The sequence below is a fragment of the Psychrobacter sp. TWP2-1-2 genome (assembly GCF_049896785.1).
In the GTDB taxonomy this organism is placed as follows: domain Bacteria; phylum Pseudomonadota; class Gammaproteobacteria; order Pseudomonadales; family Moraxellaceae; genus Psychrobacter.
Window position 1 is genome coordinate 47,913 of the sequence record NZ_JAFCVA010000013.1, and the last position, 23,766, is coordinate 71,678.

At 43.2% G+C, this 23,766-nt stretch carries 21 protein-coding genes; 19 read left to right on the top strand and 2 right to left on the bottom strand.

Going from position 1 to position 23,766, the window contains the following annotated elements; genetic code table 11:
• The first annotated feature begins 7 nt into the window (after window positions 1-7).
• The 13 genes from queC (at window position 8) to ACP7AE_RS11670 (ending at window position 13,176) form a co-directional block, all read left to right on the top strand.
• Entirely contained in the window at window positions 8-724 is a 717-nt protein-coding gene (gene queC / locus ACP7AE_RS11610; RefSeq protein WP_167541684.1) for a 7-cyano-7-deazaguanine synthase QueC, read from the top strand.
• 236 nt (window positions 725-960) lie between these two features.
• The gene (locus ACP7AE_RS11615; RefSeq protein ID WP_045445384.1) at window positions 961-1,290 is read left to right on the top strand and encodes a hypothetical protein; all 330 of its coding nucleotides are present in this window, start codon (window positions 961-963) and stop codon (window positions 1,288-1,290) included.
• Between the two features lie 190 nt (window positions 1,291-1,480).
• Window positions 1,481-1,978, top strand: a complete 498-nt coding sequence (locus ACP7AE_RS11620) for a peroxiredoxin (RefSeq protein ID WP_201539922.1) — start codon at window positions 1,481-1,483, stop codon at window positions 1,976-1,978.
• A gap of 196 nt (window positions 1,979-2,174) precedes the next feature.
• Entirely contained in the window at window positions 2,175-2,378 is a 204-nt protein-coding gene (locus ACP7AE_RS11625) for a hypothetical protein (protein ID WP_426243219.1), read from the top strand.
• Complete coding sequence (locus tag ACP7AE_RS11630; RefSeq protein WP_426243221.1) at window positions 2,360-3,670, top strand: dihydrolipoyl dehydrogenase; 1,311 nt, start codon at window positions 2,360-2,362, stop codon at window positions 3,668-3,670. The genes ACP7AE_RS11625 and ACP7AE_RS11630 overlap by 19 nt, the downstream gene beginning before the upstream one ends.
• Before the next feature lie 115 nt (window positions 3,671-3,785).
• Entirely contained in the window at window positions 3,786-4,973 is a 1,188-nt protein-coding gene (locus ACP7AE_RS11635) for a mechanosensitive ion channel family protein (protein ID WP_226950312.1), read from the top strand.
• 228 nt (window positions 4,974-5,201) lie between these two features.
• Window positions 5,202-7,505: a bifunctional 23S rRNA (guanine(2069)-N(7))-methyltransferase RlmK/23S rRNA (guanine(2445)-N(2))-methyltransferase RlmL gene (gene rlmKL, locus ACP7AE_RS11640; RefSeq protein WP_426243223.1), complete on the top strand. Its 2,304-nt coding sequence runs from the start codon at window positions 5,202-5,204 to the stop codon at window positions 7,503-7,505.
• A 275-nt stretch (window positions 7,506-7,780) separates the two neighbouring features.
• On the top strand, window positions 7,781-8,356 hold the full coding sequence (locus ACP7AE_RS11645; protein ID WP_055123872.1) for a TerD family protein: 576 nt from the start codon (window positions 7,781-7,783) through the stop codon (window positions 8,354-8,356).
• Between the two features lie 274 nt (window positions 8,357-8,630).
• Entirely contained in the window at window positions 8,631-9,695 is a 1,065-nt protein-coding gene (locus tag ACP7AE_RS11650) for a DUF475 domain-containing protein (RefSeq protein WP_238048662.1), read from the top strand.
• 468 nt (window positions 9,696-10,163) lie between these two features.
• Window positions 10,164-10,739, top strand: coding sequence for a TerD family protein (locus ACP7AE_RS11655; RefSeq protein ID WP_045445372.1), 576 nt, complete (start codon window positions 10,164-10,166; stop codon window positions 10,737-10,739).
• Between the two features lie 171 nt (window positions 10,740-10,910).
• Window positions 10,911-11,663: a TIGR00266 family protein gene (locus ACP7AE_RS11660; RefSeq protein WP_296241321.1), complete on the top strand. Its 753-nt coding sequence runs from the start codon at window positions 10,911-10,913 to the stop codon at window positions 11,661-11,663.
• A gap of 109 nt (window positions 11,664-11,772) precedes the next feature.
• Entirely contained in the window at window positions 11,773-12,381 is a 609-nt protein-coding gene (locus ACP7AE_RS11665; RefSeq protein ID WP_201554265.1) for a TerD family protein, read from the top strand.
• 84 nt (window positions 12,382-12,465) lie between these two features.
• A complete protein-coding gene (locus ACP7AE_RS11670; RefSeq protein WP_426243226.1) occupies window positions 12,466-13,176 on the top strand; it encodes a hypothetical protein in 711 nt (236 codons plus the stop codon).
• A 105-nt stretch (window positions 13,177-13,281) separates the two neighbouring features.
• Here the strand turns inward: ACP7AE_RS11670 and ACP7AE_RS11675 are convergent, their stop codons facing one another.
• A complete protein-coding gene (locus ACP7AE_RS11675; protein WP_426243228.1) occupies window positions 13,282-14,571 on the bottom strand; it encodes a TerD family protein in 1,290 nt (429 codons plus the stop codon).
• A gap of 305 nt (window positions 14,572-14,876) precedes the next feature.
• On the opposite strand from ACP7AE_RS11675, the gene ACP7AE_RS11680 reads away from it, so the two are divergent.
• The 6 genes from ACP7AE_RS11680 to ACP7AE_RS11705 all read left to right on the top strand — a co-directional run bounded on the left by ACP7AE_RS11680 (window position 14,877) and on the right by ACP7AE_RS11705 (window position 22,200).
• Window positions 14,877-16,064, top strand: a complete 1,188-nt coding sequence (locus ACP7AE_RS11680; protein ID WP_426243230.1) for an ATP-grasp domain-containing protein — start codon at window positions 14,877-14,879, stop codon at window positions 16,062-16,064.
• An 87-nt stretch (window positions 16,065-16,151) separates the two neighbouring features.
• Entirely contained in the window at window positions 16,152-17,396 is a 1,245-nt protein-coding gene (locus tag ACP7AE_RS11685) for a trypsin-like peptidase domain-containing protein (protein ID WP_426243232.1), read from the top strand.
• Window positions 17,397-17,441: 45 nt separating this feature from the next.
• Window positions 17,442-18,752: a phosphoribosyltransferase domain-containing protein gene (locus tag ACP7AE_RS11690; RefSeq protein WP_426243234.1), complete on the top strand. Its 1,311-nt coding sequence runs from the start codon at window positions 17,442-17,444 to the stop codon at window positions 18,750-18,752.
• Between the two features lie 82 nt (window positions 18,753-18,834).
• On the top strand, window positions 18,835-19,662 hold the full coding sequence (locus ACP7AE_RS11695) for an HAD hydrolase family protein (protein WP_426243236.1): 828 nt from the start codon (window positions 18,835-18,837) through the stop codon (window positions 19,660-19,662).
• 63 nt (window positions 19,663-19,725) lie between these two features.
• Window positions 19,726-20,922, top strand: a complete 1,197-nt coding sequence (locus tag ACP7AE_RS11700) for a cysteine protease StiP domain-containing protein (RefSeq protein ID WP_426243238.1) — start codon at window positions 19,726-19,728, stop codon at window positions 20,920-20,922.
• Between the two features lie 213 nt (window positions 20,923-21,135).
• Complete coding sequence (locus ACP7AE_RS11705; RefSeq protein WP_083475641.1) at window positions 21,136-22,200, top strand: HpcH/HpaI aldolase/citrate lyase family protein; 1,065 nt, start codon at window positions 21,136-21,138, stop codon at window positions 22,198-22,200.
• Between the two features lie 212 nt (window positions 22,201-22,412).
• Here the strand turns inward: ACP7AE_RS11705 and ACP7AE_RS11710 are convergent, their stop codons facing one another.
• The gene (locus ACP7AE_RS11710; RefSeq protein ID WP_201560091.1) at window positions 22,413-23,225 is read right to left on the bottom strand and encodes an alpha/beta fold hydrolase; all 813 of its coding nucleotides are present in this window, start codon (window positions 23,223-23,225) and stop codon (window positions 22,413-22,415) included.
• Between the last annotated feature and the right edge of the window lie 541 nt (window positions 23,226-23,766).

Here is a 23,766-nt window from a genome sequence, read left to right on the forward strand (position 1 = left end):
AAATGCTCTGCATAAAAGCCAAAATGCCGTTGTGCTTCTGTCAGGCGGGCTTGATTCGGTGACTTGTTTGTATTGGGCCAAGGCACGTTATGCGTCGGTGACTGCGGTCAGTTTTAATTATGGTCAACGCCACAATAGTGAGCTGGTCGCGGCAAAAGCCATCGCTGAGACTGCCGAGGTCAATCATAGAATCATTGATATTGATATCGCTCAGCTTGGTGGCTCTTCGCTGACAGATCACAGTATGATTGTTCCCGATGGCGATACGGATAAATTCCCTAATAAAAAGCGTGATGAGATCGATAACGACGCTATTCCTAACACCTATGTGCCTGCGCGTAATACGATATTTTTGTCTTATGCGCTAGCCGTCGCTGAAGTGACCGATGCCAATCATATCGTCATTGGTGTCAGCTCAGTTGATTACTCAGGCTATCCCGACTGTCGTCCAGAGTATATTGCCGCCTTCGAGCATATGGCCAACCTTGCCACCAAAGCGGGCGTTACTGGTCATCACTTATCAATTCAAACGCCATTACAGCAACTGTCAAAAGCAAAAACCATTGAGCTTGGATTGTCATTGGGCGTCGATTATGGGCAAACCATATCTTGCTACCAAGCCGATGCACAAGGACTTGCTTGCGGTGTATGTGACAGCTGTGCCTTACGCCGTCAAGGATTTGCTCAAGCGGGCATCACTGACCCAACCCATTATCAATCTTAATGAATGATAGAATTGCACTTGCATGAAAGCGTGATAGCAATCAACATTAGCGAAACATTCGCTTGCATTAACACAGCACGCTGCCGTTGTATTTTAACTCACATACTTGTTATGGTATGAGCGATTGCATTTATCACAAGATATAAGTAACCACATTAGTCAACGAACTATGAGTACTTTTGCTTGACTTTGAGTACAAAATTTAGAAAATTGATGTTACCCGTAAGAGGATATTTATGAAGTTGTTGCCATTATTACCCCTAGCTTTAGCTGCCATTTTTGTGATGCCACAAGCAAACGCTGCCGATATTAAGCAAAATAACATCAATACCTGCGTTAATGGTGCGGTCAAATATAAAGTCGCTGACAAAGGCGATGCGACCAAACTATGCAATTGCACTATTGGCGTGCGTAGCAACATGACCATCGGTCAGATGTGGGAAATTGAGAGCTATGCCCAAGACAAAAAAGATCCGTCTGGACTGCCTTACGTCAAAAAAATGCAAAAAGATTTGCAGCAATGCACCGTTGGCTTAGATTTAAAACAGCCACAAAAACCAGCGTAATACACATCTCGTTTGATATACAAAAGACTGGCTATTGCCAGTCTTTTTTGTTGTCAATACAGGCGCAAAGTGTAAAACTGATTATGAATCGCTGCTAATCTGCTTATAATAAGCACACAGCATAGATTATCAATCGACATAAGCACTGATATAAGTACTGACACAAACAAAAACGAATAAGGATTTTATAATGGCAAAACCAACCACAGAAAACCTAACCTTACCTGACTTTCCAGTGACGATAGTACGAAAGCTTGCCGGCAACTTTATCCATGATGAAATCAATCTCCAAGAGATGATTGCCAATACTGATAAAGGGCTTATTCTGTACTTTTATCCAAAAGACAGTACGCCAGGCTGTACCACTCAAGCAACCGAATTTACTGCTCATCTCCATGAGTTTGATGATTTAGGCTATGACATTATCGGCGTCTCACGTGATAGTGTTGAATCTCACGAGAAATTCATCACCAAATATGATTTAAACATTGCCCTTATCAGCGATACTGATGAAAAACTATGCCAATACTTTGACGTTATTAAAGAAAAAAATATGTACGGCAAAATAACATTAGGGCTGGTCCGCTCAGCGTTCGTTTTTAACAAAGATGGCGAGCTGACCCATGCTCAGCGAAATTTACGTGCCAAAGGCTACACTGAACGTTTGCTTGAAACCTTAGCACCTTAACCAATAAAACTAAGAGTCATAAAAAAGCATTTTAAAATAGACGCTAATAATCATTACGATAAACGCTGGATATCAGAGGCTGAAAGTCGTTTTTGAATGACTATCTTTTAGAGCAATCTCTTATCAGAGGAATCTCTTAAAAAAATTATCTAAAAAACAGCCCTGAATAATAAACATCTTATAACTTGAGAATAATATGAATAAACAATCCGATACAGCAGCGGATAACACAGTATCCAAAGCTACTCGCAAAGTATCTGTTGCCATTATCGGTGCAGGTACTGCTGGGCAAAATGCTTTTCGTCAAGCCAGTAAAACCATGATGATGTTGTTATTATTAATGACGGATTCTGGACGACCACTTGTATTGCGGTCGGCTGTATGCCAAGCAAACTATTGATTGCCGCCGCTGATCGGGCCTATGAAGCCAATCACTCTGCTGAATTTGGCGTCCATGCCACTGTCCAGATAGATGGCAAGCAAGTCATGCAGCGCGTTCGGGACGAGCGTGCTCATTTTGCTAGCTACATCAAAGCTCAAGTAGATAGCTGGCCTGATCACAAAAAAATCTCAGGACGCGCTCATATCAATAACCGAGGATTCATTGAAGTCAATGATGCGCTGATTGCCGCTGACAAAATCATTATCGCCACGGGCAGCTCTCCATTTATCCCAGATGGCTGGGCAGATAAGCTTGGTGACGCCATGCTCACCTCTGATACGATCTTTGAGCTCACAAATTTACCAAAAACAATGGCCGTCGTCGGTACAGGTGCTATCGGATTAGAGCTTGCGCAAGCCTTTAAACGCTTAGGCGTAGAAGTAACTTTGTTTAATCGTGTCAAACGTGTTGCAGGTCTCAAAGACGATGATATCAATAACAAAGCTATCGATTGCTTAAGCCGCGAATTGACCATGCATTTGGGTAGCAAAATCAGTGATGTCGGCGTGCAAACAGCCACGGATAATGACCATTCAGCCGCGTTCATTGATTATGAAGACAGTGCTGGAGAGTCGCAACAATGGCAAGGTGAGTATGTACTGGTTGCCACTGGTCGCCGCAATAATATCAAACCGCTAGGAGTTGAACATTTAGGCGTTGAGCTTGACGACAAAGACCGTCCAAAGCACTTGAATAAAAAAACAGGTCAGATTGGTGATTTAGATGTCTATATCGTTGGTGATGCCAACGCCAACCTTCCACTATTGCATGTGGCCAGCGATGAAGGCTATAGCGCTGGAAGTATGGTCTGCGAGAATGAAGACGCCGCTCATATTCGCCCGCCCGCCACGCCCTTCTCTATTGTGTTTTGTTCACCACAAATCGTTAACGTCGGCATGTCTCTACCAGACATTCAGCAGGATACAAGCTTAGAATATGTCATCGGTAGTGTCAGCTTCGACAACCAAGGACGTAGTCGCGTGATGGGCGTCAACTGTGGCCTGCTACATATCTATGGCTGTAAAAAAACTGATAGAATCTTAGGCGCTAGTATGGTGGGTCCTGATGCCGAGTATATTGGACACATTTTAGCGGCAGCGATTACCAATGATTTGAGTGTTAAAGCCATGCTCGATACGCCTTTTTATCATCCTACGATATTAGAAGGCTTACGTACCGCGTTACGCGATGTTCAACACAAAATGGCAATACCTTATCAGTACCAAGACACACAGGAAGATAGCTTTTAAGCATCAGCTCAGCTACACTTTCAAAACAAGGATGTGTCGTATTAATCATCACTCATGTTGTATTTGGTAGCACTGACGACTTGAGGTATTTTAAAAACTCTGCATGGACCAAAAAATGGCAATCGCTAGTATTACTGATTTTTTTAAAGAGATTGTTCGTGACCTGCATACTAGCCTCTACCTTGCGCTTGGTGGCTCTGTCGATGAAGAGTCACTTGATTGGTCGTCTCAAGCGGTAGAGCTCGCTAGTACTGCCATCAAAATCCTAATACTGCTGGCAGTGTTGGGATTTTTTTATTGGCTTGCCATTTATATCCTTAAGCAAAGTAGGACAAAAATCCGCCTGAATGAGCGCCGTACTAAGATTGTCCGTTCAGTCTTGCGTTATATCTGGATAGTTGCCAGCTTGATTGCCATTATGAGCCAGATTTACTTTGAGCCAGAGACTATCAAAGCCACTGCAAAAGCCAGTACATGGGCGGGGATTTATTATGTACTTTGGGCGTCATCTGGACAGATTATCCATAAGGTGTTACAGCATTATGGTCTCAATGCTTCTATAGAGCAGCTGCTTCAAAACATCTTGTCAGTGCTGCTATTGGTACTCGGACTTGCCAGCGTCATGGCGCAATTTGGTTTCGATATCGTCTCATTGGTCGCAGGTTTAGGGATTGTGGGCTTGGCAGTCGGTTTTGCTGCCCAATCAACGCTTGCTAATTTCATTGCAGGTATTACCATTTTACTCGAACAATCTTTTCAGGTTGGCGACTGGATTCATATCAATGACAATGAGGGTCGCGTCGTACTCATTGCGTTACGCACCACCCATATTTTGACGCGAGACAACATCACCGTCATTATTCCCAACTCTAACGTTGCCTCCTCTGAGGTGACCAATTTAACCTCCAAGAACTTCATACGTTTCGATATTCGTGTGCGTATCGCCTTTGAAGATGATGTCGATACTGCTCGCAAGGAAATTTTGCAGGTGCTTACTGACACCGATGTGGTACTCAGCCGTCCTGAAACCTCCGCCACCGTGGATGAAATTGGTGAATACGGAGTGTTCTTTATCGTGCGTTTTTGGGTCAAGCCTGCTGCTGTCGCGCGCATGCCCAAAATTAAAGAAGGTCTAAAAGAAGATATCAAGCGTGCCTTTGATGCCGCTAATATTTCTACTCCTTATCCTCATATGCGTCTGCTTATGCCAAAGGATGTGGATTATCCTATTGCCACTAAACCTTTTGCGACTACAACGCAGGTCGTGTCAGAAACACCACCACTGAGCAAAGCGGATAAATAAGCTCATTATATTATTTATCTCTTGAGCAATTTATCCCACAATTTTTAGGCTTAAGGTTTTCATCCTCAGTATGGTAAGCATGATTTTGTGAAAGGTAGCGTTGCTGAATCTCTCTTTGATAAACACCACCACTTTAAACCATCCTGCCCCGAATTATGGTAAAATTGGCGGTTAAACATCTTATTTTATGATGTGCATTACTTATCAATTTAGCCCACAGGTATCCGTATGACCGAAACAACCGCACCCGCATCTCTAACAGCAGCTTCACCAGAATTGTCGCTTGACCTTATTATCACCTGTGCCGATGGGCTTGAGGCACCACTCCAAACTGAGCTGACAAGTTTTGGTATTGCAAGCGAAATCAAAAGTACAGGCCGTCTGGCAGTTACTGGTACTTTGCGTGACTTATATAGTATTTGTTTGTGGTCACGTGTCGCCTCGCGGGTATTAATGCTCATTAAACGCAAAAACATCAATGCCGAATACGATGTGGCTGAGCAACTTTATGGCTTGGCAAAATCGGTCAATTGGATTGAGCAGTTTAGTTTAGAACAAACCTTTGCCATTCGTCTGTCGGTCGACAAGCGTGTCGCCGTCAGTCAACAGTTTGCGATGCTACGTATCAAAGATGCGATTGCAGATACATTCAATGAAGTTTATGACAGCCGTCCTAACGTCGATAGTAAAAATCCAGACTTTTCTATATTTGCAACCGTGAATGATAAGCAAGCTGAGCTGTATTTAGATTTATCAGGTACCAGTTTGCATCGCCGTGGGTATCGTGTGGCAATGACTGAAGCACCACTCAAAGAAAACTTGGCAGCGGCTCTACTATATAGTGCAGGCTGGCACAAGAAAAATGAAGCTGGCAATGCACCTTTTTATAATGCGCTAATTGACCCAATGTGTGGGTCTGGCACCTTTATCATTGAAGCACTACTCATGCATTGCGATTATGCTGTGGGTATCGATAAAGCCGCCAATCAATTTGGTTTTTACCAATGGCAGCATCATGACGATGCCTTATGGCAACAGATGATCGATGATGCCCAAACACGCTTCCGCGAAGCATTAGCAATTGCTAATGAGCAACCAGATACATTACCGCTGATTTTGGGGTTTGATGCCGATAGCGGCGCGATTTTAGCAACAGAGAAAAACCTGATTGCCGCAGGTTTGCAAGATTTACTACCACTGCTTGATCTTGAGACGCGTGCGCTTGACCAACTGAGCACTATTCTGAAGCCATTGGTCGATGACGGTCGATTGAGCAACCCTCTCATCATCACCAACCCACCTTATGGTGAGCGTTTGGGTGACGAAGAGATGATTAAGCCGTTATATCAAGCGATTGGGCTTATTCTGCAAGACAGCTTTGCTGGTAGCGGCATTGATCCGATGCTTGGCATATTGGCATCTAATGTTGAGCAAGTTGATATCTTACCTATCAAAGAACCAAAAACCTTACGCTGTCATAATGGTGCTATCACCGTTTATTTCCGCTATGGCACGTTGATTGCGGGACGAACGGGCAATCTCGTTAGTCGCTTCGAAAAACGTGAAATTGAAGTGGAAGAGGGACAAGACTTTATCAACCGCTTGCAGAAAAACCTGTCCAAGCTGAAGAAGTTGGCTAAAAAAGACAAGGTTAGTAATTTGCGCGTTTACAATGCGGATTTGCCCGACTTCAAAGTCGCCGTCGACTTATATGGCGACTATGTGCACGTGCAAGAATATGCGCCACCAAAAACCATTCCACCTGAGACGGCTAAAAAACGCTTCAACTTGGCACTAATGGGTATTCGTGAAGTTTTTGGTATTAACCGTGAACAAATATTTATCAAAACCCGTGCACGCCAGTCTGGTAATGACCAATATAGCAAACAGAACACCACCGAAAAGCGTGGTAAATTTCATGTTGCACGTGAAGATGGTGCTTATTTTTACGTCAACTTTACGGACTATTTAGATACGGGTTTGTTCATTGATCACCGTAATATGCGTGCCCGTATCAAAGACAACAGTCGTAATAAATCTGTACTGAACTTATTTGCTTATACGTGTACTGCAAGTGTGCATGCGGCGCTTGCTGGCGCGAAAAAAGTCACTAGCGTTGACTTGTCACAGAACTATCTAGACTGGGGTAAGCAAAACTTTGTATTAAATGGTCTGGACGTTAGCCGCAATAAATATCAATTCGTCGCAGCCGATATCTTTGAATGGATTAAAGACAATACTGAACAATTTGATGTCATCTTTATCGATCCACCGACTTTTTCGAATTCGAAAAAGTTCCAAGGTACCTTTGATGTGCAGCGCGACCACTCTGCCCTCATTAATCGTGCGATGAACCGCTTGACCTCTGACGGGATTTTGTATTTTTCCAATAACTTTACCCGCTTTGAGCTCGATGAGCAGTTAACCGAGCGTTATGATATTGTCGATATCACGCAAAAAACCATTGGTTTTGATTTTGATACTAAAAAGCCCATTCATCAAAGTTTTGAGATTCGTCATCGTCAGGGATGATAATTTAGGTTTATGGATAGATATAAAGGTTGACCACCGCATTTAGACGCCAACTTTTATAGTCAGTCTGGTCGTACACATAACAATGACCCAATCAGCTTTGATTGGGTCATTTTTTGTTGCTATGATAGAGCGTCACTAAATACTAGCTAAGTAATAGCTAAGCAACCGTGAAGCGTAGATTTACGAGCGCTTTAATCCCACTATTGCGATTGTTTTTATTTATATAACTTAACTATCAAACCCTTAATCACTCTAATAACAAGGATAACCCCATGGCTTTATCACTTAATAAAGGCGGTAACTTATCGCTTACCAAAACTGACCCAAATTTGACCAAGCTGCTTATCGGTCTAGGTTGGGATGAACGCGCAACTTCTGGTGCTGAGTTTGATCTTGATGCCAGTGTGTTTTTACTGAATACAGCAGGTAAAGTACGCGGCGACCATGATTTCATTTTCTATAACCAGCTTAAGTCTGATAATGGCGCGGTTGAGCATACTGGTGATAACCGCACTGGCGAAGGTGATGGAGATGATGAAGTCGTTAAAGTAAATCTCACGCAAGTCCCAGCTGATGTGGATAAAATTGTCGTCACTGTTACTATTCATGATGCGGCGGCTCGTAGTCAAAACTTTGGTCAAGTTGCCAATGCCTTTATTCGTGTCGTGAATGAAGAGACAGGCACTGAAGTGGTACGTTTTGATTTGGCAGAAGACTACTCTGTGGAAACAGCAATGGTATTTGGCGAAGTCTATCGTCACAACGGTGAGTGGAAATTCCGCGCCGTTGGTCAAGGCTATTCAGGCGGCTTGCAAGCCATGTGTCAACAGTATGGCGTTGTTATCTAATTTGATAACTTATTCATGCCTAGACTACTATATGACAATTAAACTCAAAATATAAAGCAAGTATTAGCCCTCTATTTGTACTCACCATTAGAAATGATAATGGCTGTAAAATATGGTTGCAAAATAGTCACAATTATTCATAGCTAAATGACTAGTAATGCTTTATGTTTCGTTTAGAATTATGCAAAAAAAGTGGTTAGCAATAACCGCTTTTTTTGTGGTTTGTGCCTATAGTAGGCCGACCTTAGCTTTATGCAACCAGACAGGATGTGTCATGAGACATTTTTATTTAGACTTTATTTTCACCGCCATCGCCCTAGCGGTCGCGGCATGGTGGGGATATTCACATGGCGGTATGGGCGGTATGATAACCACCCTATCTATTACCGCTATTTTGGCCGTCATGGAGATTTCATTATCGTTTGATAATGCGGTGGTCAACGCCTCAGTCCTTAAGGGCTGGGACGATTTTTGGAAAAAGATATTTTTAACGGTGGGTATTTTAATCGCCGTCTTTGGTATGCGTTTGGTATTCCCTATTGTTATCGTCGCTGTTACTGCCGACCTTGGTATGATGCAAGTAATCGATTTGGCATTGAACGATCCTAAAGAATACTCAGCCAGACTATTGGCGCATCATGCCGAAATCTCAGCATTTGGCGGTATTTTCTTATTGCTCGTCTTCTTAAACTTCATCTTTGATGAAAAAGAAGTACACTGGTTCGATTGGCTTGAGAGCCGTCTGGCAAAATTAGGCAAAGTCGATGCCATGAGCGTGTTTGTCGCGCTTATCGTCTTGATGATTGCCGTATCATTTGCCAAGCCTGAGCAATCAGCTGCGGTCCTAATCGCTGGCGTATGGGGCATCTTAGTTTACCTTGGCGTACAAGTGGTTTCTGGTATGTTAGAGGGTGATCTTGAAGAAGAACTAGACGCTCAAGGTAATAGTACTGGTGCTGCAACTAGCGCGATTATGAAAGGTGGTATTATCGGTTTCTTATATCTAGAAGTCCTTGATGCTTCATTCAGTTTCGACGGTGTGATTGGCGCATTTGCGATTACTAATGACGTAATCGTTATTATGCTAGGTCTGGCTATTGGTGCGATGTTCGTACGTTCGATGACTATCTTCTTGGTCGACAAAGGCACCCTTGATGAATATGTCTATCTTGAGCATGGCGCGCATTATGCTATCGGTGCTTTAGCTATCATCATGCTGCTATCAGTGAAATTCCATGTACCAGAGCTTATCACTGGTCTGATTGGTATTACCTTTATTGGTTGGGCGTTTGTTGCTTCACTCAATTATCGTAAGCGAGAAGCTAAATCAATTACTTGATGCTCGTTCGATGTTAAAAAACCAAGCAAAAATTTTTAATATCAAATAGTATAAAGTGGATAGATAAAGTTAGTTTAAAAATAGACGGGTTGTACCAAAGCAGTTGGTATGACCCGTTTTTGCTTTAAAGCACTTATTTGACACCCGTTGAATAAGTGCTTTTTTATGTTGCACTACCTGACGATCTAATTTACTTTTTGATAACAACACCTTAACGACTGTTGCTCGGACGGTTAAAAAGTATCAGACTTGCAGCATTGATATGTCGCTTAGTAATCATATCGTAATCACACAAAATACGCCTTGCTTAGTAAGCAATCGCTTAGTATAGTAAATCGTAATGATATGCAGGGCGTGGCATACGAGTAAATTTATTCATTGTTTGCATTTATATATCGACCACTGCACTATTTTAGTTTATTTTTTTATCATTCAATCCACTCAATTATTAATCAAAAGGATATTTATATGGCTATTAGCTTAACAAAAGGCGGCAACGTAAACTTATCAAAAGAAGCGCCGGGTTTAACCAATATTACAGTCGGTCTTGGCTGGGATCCACGTGCTACTGACGGTCAAGAGTTTGACTTAGATGCAATTGGCTTTTTGGTCAATGAAGCAGGCAAAGTACGTAATGACCAAGATTTCATCTTTTTTAATAACTTAAAGTCAGACAATGGCGCGGTTGAGCATACAGGTGATAACCGTACTGGTGAAGGCGACGGCGATGATGAAAAAATCAAAATCAATCTTGCTAGCATTCCAGCTGACGTAAGCAAAGTCGCTATCTGTGCGATTATTTATGAAGGTCAAAGCCGCAATCAAAACTTTGGTCAAGTGGGTGATGCCTACATCCGTGTTGTTAATGACAATGGTGATGCTGAAATCGCACGTTATGACTTATCAGAAGACGGTAGCACCGAAACCGCGATGATTTTTGGTGAATTGTATCGCCATAGTGGTGACTGGAAATTCCGTGCCGTCGGTCAAGGCTTCAGCGGTGGTCTTGGACCATTAGCAGCTTCTTATGGCGTTAATGTTTAAGAGCTGACTAACATTTAGCGCTAATAATATAAGCCCGAAAAGCCATCAAGTGTGCACTACTATCGCATTTGATGGCTTTAAAAGTAATAGGCTAGCGAAAATCTATGGTTAAGCCGACTTACAGACATGACTTACAAACATATAGAATACTGATATAAGGATTCGCACCCTATGACCGCCACGTTTAGCTTAATCGGTACCATTGAACCATTTCTTCATTGTAACCTCAAAAAAGGCGACTCCATCTATTGTGAAGCCAATGCAATGGTGATGATGGAATCAAACCTTGAGCTAAAAGGCAAGCTACAAGGCGGTCTGATGCAATCACTTATGCGCCGTTTTGCCAATGATGAATCCTTGTTTCAGCAGCAGATTGAAGCCGTGAACGGTGAAGGCGATTGTTTACTTGCGCCAACGCTCGACGGTGATATGCAAATCATTGATTGCGGTGCGCAGCAATATACTTTAAGCGATGGCGCATTTGTCGCGGCGCAAACGGGTGTCGATGTGAAGGCTAAGATTCAACGTAATCTAGGTGGCGCCGTCTTTGGTGATACTGGCGGCTTTATGGTGATGCAGACGCAAGGTCAAGGTCAGGTAGTGGTATCGGGTTTTGGCTCATTGTTTGAGATTGATGTCGAACCTGGTAAAGACGTCATCATCGATAACGGTCATGTGGTCTGTTGGGACTCGCGTTTAGAATACAAACTGTCAGTCGCCACCAGTAAGAAAAAAGGCTTCATGGGCAATATTATCAATTCGGTCACCAGTGGCGAAGGTATGGTTTTAAACTTCTCAGGCTCAGGCAAAGTCATTATCTGCTCTCGTAATCGTGATAGCTACCAAGGCTGGCTACAAAGCGTCTTAGGGACTAGCTCAGGCGGTCGCGGCGGCAATAACAGTTTGCTTGGCAACATCTTATAGCTATTATTATGTTTTTAAAGCTGTATGTTACAACGACTCCTCGTCATCATAGACTTTATTCAACCCTCTACTCACAATTACTATAACACTGTAGTATAAGGAATATCACATGGCAGTTAGTTTACAAAAAGGTCAAAAAATCTCCCTAAGCAAAGAAGCGGGCGGCGAGCTTACCCAAGTAAAACTGGGTCTAGGCTGGGACGTTGCTCAAAACCCTCAAGACAAAAAAGGTGGGTTCTTGGGCAAATTATTCGGTGGTGGTAGCGGCGGCGACTCGATTGACTTAGATGCTTCGTGCATCATGTTTGATACTAATAAACAAGCCATCGATGCGATTTGGTTCAGTCAGCTGAAATCAAAAGATGGCAGTATCGTCCATACTGGTGATAACCGCACTGGCGACGGCGATGGTGACGACGAAGTTATCAATGTCGATCTTTCAAAAATCCCTGCCAATGTCGTCTCTCTAGTATTTACCGTCAATAGTTTCACTGGTCAAACCTTTGAAACGGTAGAAAATGCATTTTGTCGTATCATCAATGCCAATAACAATCAGGAAGTCGCCCGCTACAATTTATCAGCGCAAGGTGGGCATACCGCGATGATTATGGCAAAAGTATATCGTCATAATAATGAGTGGAAAATGCATGCAATTGGTGAAACGGCTTCTGGTCGTACTTTTCATGACTTGATGCCTGCCATCACGCCGCATGCGTAATCTTTGATCTATTTTTAAATTTCATTATTTTCAATACAAACAGCTTAACGACTTTCGTTGAGCTGTTTTTTTGATTATTATAATATGAATAAAATAAGCTTAGAGTGTGAAAGAGATATGCAAGCAAGACACATTGATAACGGTTACAGGCTAACTTATTATGCCGAGCAAAGTATAGTATGCTGTATCGAATGTGACACTGTAGATAAAGTTGAAAATGAATACCAATACAGAATAGAAAGTGAACGCAAAGTTTGGTGTGCTAAATTTGTCTGTAAACACTGCCAATTATCATTAGTAAAAAATGAAGATCAAGCCGACTGGGTAGGTCAATGTAATTTAATAGGAGATTGCCCGTGTAGCTTTTGTGGTACACGATTGACTGCTAATGAAGAAATAATATCCTCCTATAAACGAGCTTTACCCTCTACTATTGCTATTGACTGCTCAAATTGTGGTAAAACCAATACAGTACCCGTAGAAAGAGCGAATAAATACCAACGTTATGATGCAAGGTTAGCTATTGACGCTGATTTTGGGCTTCCTCTTTTCTTACAAGTACCCTGCCGATTTGGCAAAATTTGGGCATTTAATCAGAACCATTTAACTGAATTACATAGTTATATCAATGCAACATTAAGAGAAAGAACAGCCGATGCTGGTAATGCCAGCATGCCTTCAAGACTACCCAATTGGATGAAGTCAGCAAAAAATCGTGAAATGATTAATAAAAAGCTAACACAGTTACAAATTCAGTTAGATAGGTATGAAAATCAAAGCATTTCTGAAAGTTGAACATAGCAAGTAATGCAACTAATAATTAATAAGCATTACAAAAACAGCCCGTCTATTGACAATAGAGGGGCTGTTTTTTTGTATTAAGGGGTGCTATTCAAGCACTTACTTACTCCCTCGTTTCCAGCTAAAGCCCCAATGAAAGGCTTTATCCATCTCTTGATGTCCTTTAAAGTATTCATTAATACGCTCAACGTTGATACTGCCATTTTGATTGACCAAACGGGCAATGGCACACATCGGTAAATTGCCCGCACCTTCCGTCAGACGCGTTTCAATCGGTGGCTGCTCCGGCACATGAATAGTAACCACGCCATCAGTTTGCGCCCAATTTGGCGCCCCTTCATAAATAAAAGCAAAAATAAACACCTCTTCAATCTGCGCCCACTGCTGCCCATTGATATCTAGCCACTCACCGCCGCTCACCTGTCCCGTTCTATCATCAGCACGCAAACACACGTAAGGCGCTGATGTTAAGCTACCGAAGCGATTACCCAATGCTTGAATCAAGGTTTTTCCACCATTTTTTAGATGAATCATCGCCCCAACATCAAGGTCAATACCGCCCGCTTTATGTTGTTTGAAAAGATCGCCTAACAAGCCTTTTTTGGGTGCTTGCTGATTAGCAGTCGGATTTTGGTTCCAGTTCAAGTTAACAGAGATTTTACCAAAGTCATCACGTTTCTTTAGGTTGATGCTAGACTGATTTTTGGTTAAAGTGATTTTGCTTAGGTTAATTGACGGATTTGGAGAAGCTGTAGGAATTGGCGGCGGCGTGCTTGTTTGAGGTGCACTACCTGCTTTCTGCGTATTAATTGGGCGCTGCGTATTGATGGGCTGATCTTGACCTTGTGACTGGTCTTGTGCAGGGCTTTGAGCGGGCGCTTCATCAGCAATCTCTACACCAAAATGCTCAGACAAAGGCTTCAGCCCTCCTTCGAAACCTTGGGCAATAAAACGGAACTTCCAGCTACCTTGGCGGCGATAACATTCGGCTAAAATAATCGCTTTTTCATTACGTCCAGCTGCACTTAATTGGCAAGTCATCAGCACTTGACTGCCTTGCAATACCTGGATGTCGACATCGCCAACTTGCGCAAGCGTCTGCGCACTAGAAAACGCTAATGCTATCTTCTCGATATTTGCAGGCTGCGCAGGTAAATTGATATCAAAAAACCCATCGCTATCATGACCACGGAAACTCACACTGCTATCATCGCTACGTGTCTGCCCATAAAATATCATGTCGCCATCGCCGCGTACTTTACCGTCAGTTGTCAGGCGATATGCCGCGCAATCGACTGCACTTTGGCTTAAAATACGAATGCTAATATGATCCGTCGGCAGTGGCGCATTGGCACCAGCAATCAGTTTTTGAGGTTGGATTTGGCTCATCATACATCCTTTGAATTATTTATTATGTGCGTGTGTTTGTTATGCTAATAATTGTCATATAGTAGCATGGATGGCCGCTGATTTTTAAAGCGTACGACCCTTCAATAACATGCCAATGACCCTGAAAAATATTTTTACAAATCCTTCAAGCTATTTTGTCAGCAGCATTTATAACGCTTAGCATTTGTATATAATAGCCCCTACTATTAGCAATATTACGGCTTGCTTATATTCCTGATGGTGTTGCGATGACGATAGTGAATTATTCAATTATATCTAAAACCTACGATAATGCTGAGAGAATTATGAAAACCCCTGCTAACGATAACGATCATATAACATCAACTGCCGCGTCACCTGCCATTTGGTTAGCTGAAGGTCAGTCAAGCCAGCGTGATATGTTAGCCAGCCTGCAAACCCTAAAAAATCACGCTGATACTTCGTTCAATATTATCGCTTCACATCGCCACAATAGACCTGAGATTTTTGAATTTGCCGATAGCGTTTATCGCGAGCCTTCTACTAGCACCGCAGATAACGATGAGCAAACAGTGCTCGAATCTGTTGAGCCATTGATGCCGCGTTGGCAGTTTGTGTTAGAACAAGCGCAGAAAAACAACGTAAAAGTGTTGCTCACTGGGCGCAATGGTATTGATTACGAAGCCCACCGTGAGGCGTTTGACGCGGCTGGCATTCGTTTATTGACGGGTGCAACGAGTGTGGCAGCGTTAGAAGTAATAGATGATAAGTTTGCCTTTATGCAGCAGTGTCATCAGCATGATATTCCCGTTGCCGAGGCGTGGCGCTTTGATAACGTCGCAGAGCTTGAGGCGTTACTTGACATATATGGTGATCAGCCGTTATGTGTCAAACCGGTTACGGGTATCTTTGCACAAGGATTTTGGCGATTAGGCAAAGTTAAAGTAATGGGTCGAGAAGCAGGTACAGAAACAGGCGAGAAATACGATAGCTTTGAGCATTTATATTTTACTGAAGAGAAGAAAATAAATACGGCGCAATTTATTAATGCCTATGCAAACAGTGTCATGGTGCATGAGCGCCCTATTCCTATGCTGCTAATGCCTTATTTGTCAGGGCAAGAGTACTCTATCGATGTCGTCTGTGAATATGGCGAAGTGCTGGCTGCTGTCACCCGTTATAAAACGGGGAAAATTCAGCATATCGGCTACGAGCAAGCGGTCATGGATGTCGTCATTCCACTCATAAAAGCCTTTGGCTGCGATGGCATCGTCAGTGTCCAAACCAAAGCCGATGATGACGGTCAGCACCGTGTGCTTGAGATTAATAGCCGCCCTTCTGGTGGCATCGACTACACCACCCATAGCGGTGTGGATTTAACCCAAGTTGGATTTGCTTATTGGCTAGGCTTAACCGATAAACCGATACTGGCTGATATCGCGCAACAAATAACCCCCTGCCAAGTACGCTCAATTATGGTCGGTGTAAAAGTTGAAGAAGAGATCACTGAATAAGTCAAAATAATAATATAAAAAGCTGACGGCAATGAATCGACAATAATACATCCATGACAACCGAATATATTCAATAAGAGGCAAACGATGACAGCACAAACCACGTTAGTGTTAGGGGCAAATACGGTCATCGCGACAGCGAATTGTTCGGTCGCCTTTGCAACGACAGATCAGTCAAAGTTTGGCGAGCAGCTTGGGCTATTATGGCTACCTTTGGATGAGCATCGCAAAGCCGCTTGTAGTCCTGCTTATCTTCATGAACCGAAGGAATGGGCGCAGCTCAATAGCAAAGATGATCCAAATGCATGGCAATTGGATTTGCCTGCATTGTTTGATAAACAAGGTGCAAGCTTTTTACAACTGATTGCTTATGTTTATCATGAGCCAAGCCTAAACTTACCTGCTGTTGAATTGAGCAAGGTAAACTTAACCCTCAATGAGGGCGATATTCGTTATGAATTTACCGCAAGTGAACGCCATGTTAAAGCGGCGATCATATTAGAGATATACCGACGCAATGGACAATTTAAATGCCGTGCCCTTGGTGAAAGCTCCACGCAAGGACTGGCAAGTCTTGAGCATCATGTACAAGTGAGCCTTGATATGCGTCCGCCAGATACGCATGCCCTCATCCAAGATGCCCAGCGCGCACAGCAGCAAGGTTATCCTAACAGTGACGCGCGTCCGCCCAGACAAGTTCAGTCTGGTGAAACTTGGACAGGGACAGCGTTTGCTATCGATCCCTATCATTTACTGACTTGTTATCATGTCATTGAATCGGCGGCGATGATTGGTGTGCGTCAGCAAGGGCAGCCTGATCGTGAGGCGCAAGTGGTGCTCAGCGATATCGGTAGTGATTCAGCCATTATTAGAGTAAGCGAGCCACTGCCAAGTTATTTACCCTTAGCACAGCGTTGTACTGATAATTTGGGTGAAACCATCACCACCTTGGGATTTCCGTTATCAGGATTGAGTAGCCAATTACAAGTAACGCAAGGCTGCATCTCAGGACTGACAGGGTTTGGCGATGATATTCGGTATCTGCAATTTACTGCGCCTATTCAGCCAGGCTCTAGTGGCAGCCCTTTATTACTGCCAACTGGCGAAGTTATCGGCATGGTAACGTCCAGCCTCGTCCATGAGCATGCACAAAATATGAACTATGCGGTGAAATTTCAGTTATTATCCGCCCTACTCGCAAGCGCTGGAATTAGTTTAGATAACTCATCTGGCTCATCTGGCATGTCACACACGACAGCTGCGCCGCTGACTACGCCGCAATTAAGCAAACAAAGTCGCGGGGCTTTGTGGTTGGTCGGCTGCGAAGGTTAGGAAATACACGTAACTATATATAAAAGAAAGTCCAAAGGAATATGAATGTTAAATAAGCAACACAGCACGACCATTACCTTACCACGCGGCAATCTTGATTTAATCTATCAAACCAATTCAGCCACTACGAAAAATGGGGCAGAACCAAGTAACGATTATCAATTAGAAGACTTACTTGGCTTTGCACAACGCATTAACCCAAAACGTGCCTTTTTGTTTGTCTCAAAAGTATTAGGTCGTCATATTCCAGTGGCTCCTAGTACCATGCGTCATGCTTTTACTGACTTGGCGAATTTGGTTCCTAGCGATTTGCCTGAGCCGATTTTAGTCATCGGCATGGCAGAGACAGCCGTCGGCTTATCTGCGGGGGTACATCAAGCTCTGCAAACGCGTTATCCCAATGCCTTACTATTGAACTCTACGCGTCATGCGCAACATGATGACATTCATGACAGTAGCAGCGACTCTTTATTAACCACTTTCAGCGAAGACCACAGTCATGCCAGCCAGCATCTCATTTATCAAAGTGCAGATACAGTGACCCAAGCGCAGTTACTAGCGAGCAAGACCTTGATTATGGTGGATGATGAAGCATCGACAGGCAATACTTGCGTCAATGTCGTCACTGCCCTTCGTAATGCAGGACTTGACCAACTAGAGCAAGTACATCTTACCACTTTGGTTGATTGGTCTTTAAACCAGAAACAGCATGCAGCCGATGCCAATGAAGCTGTATCTGACCAAATCGCAAAACGCCTGCCTAATATCCACTTTCAACGTCATCATCTACTGTCTGGTGCATGGACTTGGACGGATGCGCCCAATCCCGAACCGATAACGATGCCATCGGTCGATACAACTGAAGCAGGCAGTCAAGCGTTAGGTAATACTGGCAATTGGGGACGTTTCCCAACTCTAGATAGCACCGATGGGTTTGATCATTATCTTTTGAGGTTTCAAACTGCCTTTAACGTTTTTAACAAGCAAGCTCAACCTGAGAAAGAGCCGTTTGAGAAAGAACAGTTGCCACAGCGTATCTTAGTATTGGGCAGTAATGAGTTTGTTTGGTTGCCGTTTTTATTGGCGGAATGGCTTGCGCAAAATACGCATGTAGAGAATAGTAAGAATACGGTTAATTTTAGTGCGTTAACCCGCTCACCGATTGCGCTTGGTGGCGCAATTACCTCGATGCTAAGTTTTAATGATAATTATGGGCTTGGTATGACCAACTTTGCGTATAACGTTACCCCTAGCGATTGGGATTTGATTGTCTTGTGTGTGGAAACTTCCACTGATAGCGTTGATGGTATGTGGAAAGGTTTGGAGAATGTATTGGTGGTGAGTCCGACGCTGTAAATTATTTTATAAGAACTGTCCTCTTACAACCACCATCTAAATCCCGCTCTGCTTTTCACATTCAACCCTTACGGACACCTTTATGACCAGCCCATTCTTTCAAGCCAATCCTGATATTCTCAAGCCTTACGCGCTAATGGATTTGGACGATACGCTCTTTCAAACTCAGCGTAAAATTGACGTATGGGACTTACCCACCACTGAAACTGAAAACTTAGTTTGTGCAACCGTTAACAAACAAGGCGAGCCATTAAGTTTTATGAGTCAGCGCCAAGCCACGTTTTTTAACTGGCTACTTGCTAGCACTGATCTAATCGTAGTGACGGCACGTGACCGTAGTGAAATCCAGCGCGTAAAACTGCCTTTTGATAGCTGGCAAGTTTTGACTCATGGCGCGATTATTCTTGACAAAGACGGTATGTTACAAGCCCAGTGGCAACAGCATATGTATAATAAGCTTGCGCCATTGCAAGAAAAATTGCAGCAGCTGAGCCAGCTATTCGCGAATCACAGCAAAAATGACAGTAGCCAGCTGGTCTTTACACCGCATATCGATAGCTTTAGTGATGGCGCTGATAATAGAGAATTAACCATTTATCTGGCTATCAAACATGGGCAAAAAGACCATCAAGCATTAGTAGATCTCGCTGCAAAACTGCCAACGTTAATACGAGACTTTGAGCAGGATTTTTATGTGCACGTGAATGCGAATAATCTAGCGATATTGCCGCACGCAGTTCATAAGCGCCATGCGGTACAGTTCTTGTTAGCTAATCATTTAGACAGTCAACGACCAAGCTTTGGCTTTGGTGACAGTCTGGCAGATTTACCATTTTTACAGCTGCTTGACTGGTATGGTATGCCCAATCATGGTCAGTTACATGAACGACTTAGCTCTCAATCATTCTAAACACTTAATCCCTCCTAAATAAAAACAATAATCGCCGCCGTTTATAGAAGTAGAAATTATTTTATGACCCATCATATAACAAACCCTAATGTTCAAAAATTAGCAGCATATGGCTCAGGCAGCTATCTTGCCAGTGATGTGACCGTACTGCTCGATATAGTCGCTAAAGACGCGGTCGCCGATGTGCCTGTGAGCCAAAAAGAAGCACTTATTCAAAGTGGGCAACGTCATTATTCTGATATGTTGACCTTGGAGCAAGCGCCTACTGCTATACATGAGCAGCTATACACGCAAGCATTAGAGCAAGGAGCTGAGAGGACTGCCACTGATATTGCTAATTTGGCTTATACGCTACATCACATTTTTCAAAAATCTCGAAATGAACATACCGTTAATACTGAACGTCCATTAGTCTTAGTCAGTTTGGTGCGCGCAGGTTTGCCAGTGGGCGTTTTGTTGCAGCGTGCGTTAGCAGACGTTAATAGCAGCTATGCTTTGCCGAGCGTGCATTATGGTATCAGCATCATTCGCGACCGCGGACTTGATCCAGTTGCGTTACAAATGATATTGAATGCTCATCCAGACAGTCCTATCGTATTTGTTGACGGCTGGACAGGCAAAGGCGCGATTTATCAAGAGCTTGCTCATAGTTTAGAAAAATTTAGCGATCCTAGCCATGCAAACTTTGCCAATATCTTTCATCAAGGCGCAAGTGTTATTCCCTTATTAACGCTGGCTGATCCAGCTGGCGTTGCTTGGCTTGCAGCTAGTATCGATGACTGGCTGATTCCCTCAGGGCTATTAAATAGTACGGTGTCGGGGCTTATATCACGTAGCTTATATACCGAGCCAGCATTGGGGCTACACCGCAGCGTGTTTTATGATAACTTAATTGAGGTCGACCATAGCTTAGCTTTCATCGCTCATATCGATGCAGCGCGCCGTGCATTAGCCCCATCTTTGCAATGCTTGCCGACGTTTCAGCAGCCGCGCTATCAGACAGCTGCTTTAATCGACAAGCTGGCAGCAGACTACGCTATCACCAATCGTAACCGCATTAAGCCAACGATTGCAGAGGCAACACGGGCGATATTGCGCCGTGACCCTGAACGCATACTATTAGCCAGCGCTGATCATCCTGATACCATACTGCTAAGACATTTATGTGCCCAGCGAAATATCATTATTAGTGTATTAGGTGATAAAATACATCCCTATCAAGCCATCACGCTTATCAAGCAACGTAGCGAAGACCATTAATCATTGCTACACTCGCGGTTTTTATAAACCAGACCCGTCTCAAAATCAAAGCAGCGAAAGAAAAAGGTAAAACTACTCCTTCTTGTCGGCTAAACGAATTTGACATTACCAAACGTATTTTTGGGTTTGCGGTCATTGCTGCTGAGCCATGCCACTTGATGATACCTCTTAGATTTCATACCCATTCACTTATCACTATTGATGATGCCAATTATGTCAGATATGCAAAACAACGAGTCTACTCTTTATCAAAACACCCAGTCTTACGCTCACCTTATTACTGAGCGTCATGCGATGCTAAAACCACATGCGCATCACCCGTATCAGTTGGGGGCTAGCCTATACATGCCAGCAACTCGCCAAGATATTTGGCAAGTCATTAAGCGTGATAAATTACCAACGATTAATAGCATTATCATCTGTTTAGAAGATGCGGTTAGCCATAATGATGTTGAGCTGGCACTTGAGCGCTTGCAAACGTTGCTGCATACATGGGCGACGCATGTCGATAGCATCAATGACCCATCAAAACATGCCGATATTCAGATTGAGCAACCAACACGCCCGCTGGTATTTATACGCCCGCGTCATCCAGCGATGTTAGAGCAGCTATCAGGTTTTGCCCATATCGATTTGATTGATGGCTTTGTCATGCCAAAAGTCGATATGTATAGCCTATCCAATTGGCGTATGGCCTGTCAAAATCTGAGCACTGAGCAACTATTGATGCCGACGCTTGAAACCGCAGCGCTATTTAATCCACATCATAATCAGGAATTGGCCATTGGTTTTAAAGAAGCTTTTAGCCAGCCTGTATTTGCCTTACGTATCGGCGGCAATGATTTATTTGCAGCATTGCGTTTGCGCCGTCCCAAAAACAGCATCGTTTATGATACCCCTATCGGCACCCTTGCCTATCAGCTGCTCGGCTGCTTTGTGCCGCATGGCTTTTATTTAACAGCGCCCGTCTTTGAATATTTGGATCAGCCAACGCTATTTATGCAAGAGCTAACCCGCGATGTTAGCTTAGGATTGGTCGGCAAAACGGTCATTCATCCAAGCCAAATTGCGCTGGTGCAACAAGCCTATTGCGTACCATTGAGCATTTTAGATGAAGCACAAGCAATCTTGCATAGCGAGGCGAAAGCGGTGTTTAAATACAATAATACCATGCTAGAGCCTGCTACCCATCGCGCGTGGGCAACAGAAATCGTCAATCGTGCCGAGGCATGTGGCACTCTTGATGACGGCAATAATGACTATACGGCACGGTTATAAATAAAAATCTTAAGGTTAATAGGGCATGTCCTCAATCTGAACGAAAGCGCCTAAGTTTCAAATTAATACTTTAAATGTAATCTCTTACATGCGCTCAATAAAAAAGCCGCTATCTTGAATGTGATAACGGCTTTTTTTAGCACAAAGATTTCATTACTCTATTATTATTAAAACGATGCCTTATTTAGGACTATTTCAAGACCAACTCAAAACTAGACACAGTCCGCTAAAAAGGTGTTAATCACTCGATTGACCTGCTCAGGCTCTTCTACGGTGGCGGTATGACCAGCGCCCTTGATCACTGCCAATTTAGACCCTGCAATCGCAAAATGCATACGTTCAGCCTTTGAATAAGGGGTTGCTGTGTCCTCATCACCGACCACGATTAATGTCGGCACCGTAATACTCCCTAGCTGATCGTAGGTGCCTGCCCGCTCAATGACGCCCATTGTGGCCTTAATGACTCCGCCTTTGCGATTGCCTTGTAGCATCGTTAACCACTGCTTACGATCAGATTTACGCAACTTGTCTGTCAAAAAAGTATTGCCAAACATAATAGGCATGACCTTGTTACTCACGCGTTTGAGACCCAACCAACGAATGGCTTTGACCAGCTTACGATACTGCGGCACGTTTTTGGGATCTTCAGGATCAGCAGAAGTCTCTAACAGGGTAAGCGACAGCAATAGCTCAGGGCGTTTGAGTGCGACACGCTGGGCGACAAACCCGCCCATCGACAACCCTAACAAATGGCACTTATGAATATCTAGTGCCTCTAATAATGCCAATGTATCCTCGGTTAAGGTTTCCATATCATAGCCAGACTTGGTTATTTCAGACTGACCTTGTCCTCGAAAATCAAACGTAATACAGCGATAACCGGCTTTAAAATACTCAACTTGCTTGTCAAATAGGTGTGTATTCCACAGCAGACCATGGGCAAATACCATGACGGGTTTTTGCTTATCGTTTGGCGCGCTGTCTTCATAATAAAGTTCAACATTATTGACATGAATAATTGGCATAACCACTTCCTTGTTGGTTTAATAAATAAAAAATCAGTCTTTTAAAACCTGCCTTCTAAGGCGTGTCTTCATTTTAAAAATGGTGAAAAAAATAAGATAAATTGCCGCCAAACAAGGAAAATAGCACAAATAATATCGAGATATTCATCAGCTATTTGACACAGTTTGGCAAAATTTAGCCATTTTTAACCCATTTAGAGAATGCTCGATTGAATTGAGTACATGCCTTAGCATAATTCAACCTTTCTACAGATAGTAGCCTTATTTTTGAATGGTAGGTTTAATAATTTTAGCAATATAATAGCAGCAAAAAACACCATACCTGAATCATGTCTTAAGCGCGCACAGATCCTGCTTTTATAATAAGCTCAAACTGCTATAGTATTTGGCATTGCATTATTTGTCACATTTACTGCCAATAGCTAGGGCGTGTCCCTAATCTGTAAAAGTAAGTATAAAGGCTTTAAAATAAAGAGACTATTTCAAACAGGGCTCTCTAAATTATGGCAAGAACAGTGCTCACCGATAATACATGGGAACA

Excerpts from the sequence above, each read along its gene's own strand:
- ACP7AE_RS11615 (WP_045445384.1), top strand. The coding sequence starts at position 961 with ATGAAGTTGTTGCCATTATTACCCCTAGCTTTAGCTGCCATTTTTGTG.
- ACP7AE_RS11620 (WP_201539922.1), top strand. The coding sequence starts at position 1,481 with ATGGCAAAACCAACCACAGAAAACCTAACCTTACCTGACTTTCCAGTG.
- ACP7AE_RS11625 (WP_426243219.1), top strand. The coding sequence starts at position 2,175 with ATGAATAAACAATCCGATACAGCAGCGGATAACACAGTATCCAAAGCT.
- ACP7AE_RS11630 (WP_426243221.1), top strand. The coding sequence starts at position 2,360 with ATGCCAAGCAAACTATTGATTGCCGCCGCTGATCGGGCCTATGAAGCC.
- ACP7AE_RS11635 (WP_226950312.1), top strand. The coding sequence starts at position 3,786 with ATGGCAATCGCTAGTATTACTGATTTTTTTAAAGAGATTGTTCGTGAC.
- rlmKL (WP_426243223.1), top strand. The coding sequence starts at position 5,202 with ATGACCGAAACAACCGCACCCGCATCTCTAACAGCAGCTTCACCAGAA.
- ACP7AE_RS11645 (WP_055123872.1), top strand. The coding sequence starts at position 7,781 with ATGGCTTTATCACTTAATAAAGGCGGTAACTTATCGCTTACCAAAACT.
- ACP7AE_RS11650 (WP_238048662.1), top strand. The coding sequence starts at position 8,631 with ATGAGACATTTTTATTTAGACTTTATTTTCACCGCCATCGCCCTAGCG.
- ACP7AE_RS11655 (WP_045445372.1), top strand. The coding sequence starts at position 10,164 with ATGGCTATTAGCTTAACAAAAGGCGGCAACGTAAACTTATCAAAAGAA.
- ACP7AE_RS11660 (WP_296241321.1), top strand. The coding sequence starts at position 10,911 with ATGACCGCCACGTTTAGCTTAATCGGTACCATTGAACCATTTCTTCAT.
- ACP7AE_RS11665 (WP_201554265.1), top strand. The coding sequence starts at position 11,773 with ATGGCAGTTAGTTTACAAAAAGGTCAAAAAATCTCCCTAAGCAAAGAA.
- ACP7AE_RS11670 (WP_426243226.1), top strand. The coding sequence starts at position 12,466 with ATGAATAAAATAAGCTTAGAGTGTGAAAGAGATATGCAAGCAAGACAC.
- ACP7AE_RS11675 (WP_426243228.1), bottom strand. The coding sequence starts at position 14,571 with ATGAGCCAAATCCAACCTCAAAAACTGATTGCTGGTGCCAATGCGCCA.
- ACP7AE_RS11680 (WP_426243230.1), top strand. The coding sequence starts at position 14,877 with ATGAAAACCCCTGCTAACGATAACGATCATATAACATCAACTGCCGCG.
- ACP7AE_RS11685 (WP_426243232.1), top strand. The coding sequence starts at position 16,152 with ATGACAGCACAAACCACGTTAGTGTTAGGGGCAAATACGGTCATCGCG.
- ACP7AE_RS11690 (WP_426243234.1), top strand. The coding sequence starts at position 17,442 with ATGTTAAATAAGCAACACAGCACGACCATTACCTTACCACGCGGCAAT.
- ACP7AE_RS11695 (WP_426243236.1), top strand. The coding sequence starts at position 18,835 with ATGACCAGCCCATTCTTTCAAGCCAATCCTGATATTCTCAAGCCTTAC.
- ACP7AE_RS11700 (WP_426243238.1), top strand. The coding sequence starts at position 19,726 with ATGACCCATCATATAACAAACCCTAATGTTCAAAAATTAGCAGCATAT.
- ACP7AE_RS11705 (WP_083475641.1), top strand. The coding sequence starts at position 21,136 with ATGTCAGATATGCAAAACAACGAGTCTACTCTTTATCAAAACACCCAG.
- ACP7AE_RS11710 (WP_201560091.1), bottom strand. The coding sequence starts at position 23,225 with ATGCCAATTATTCATGTCAATAATGTTGAACTTTATTATGAAGACAGC.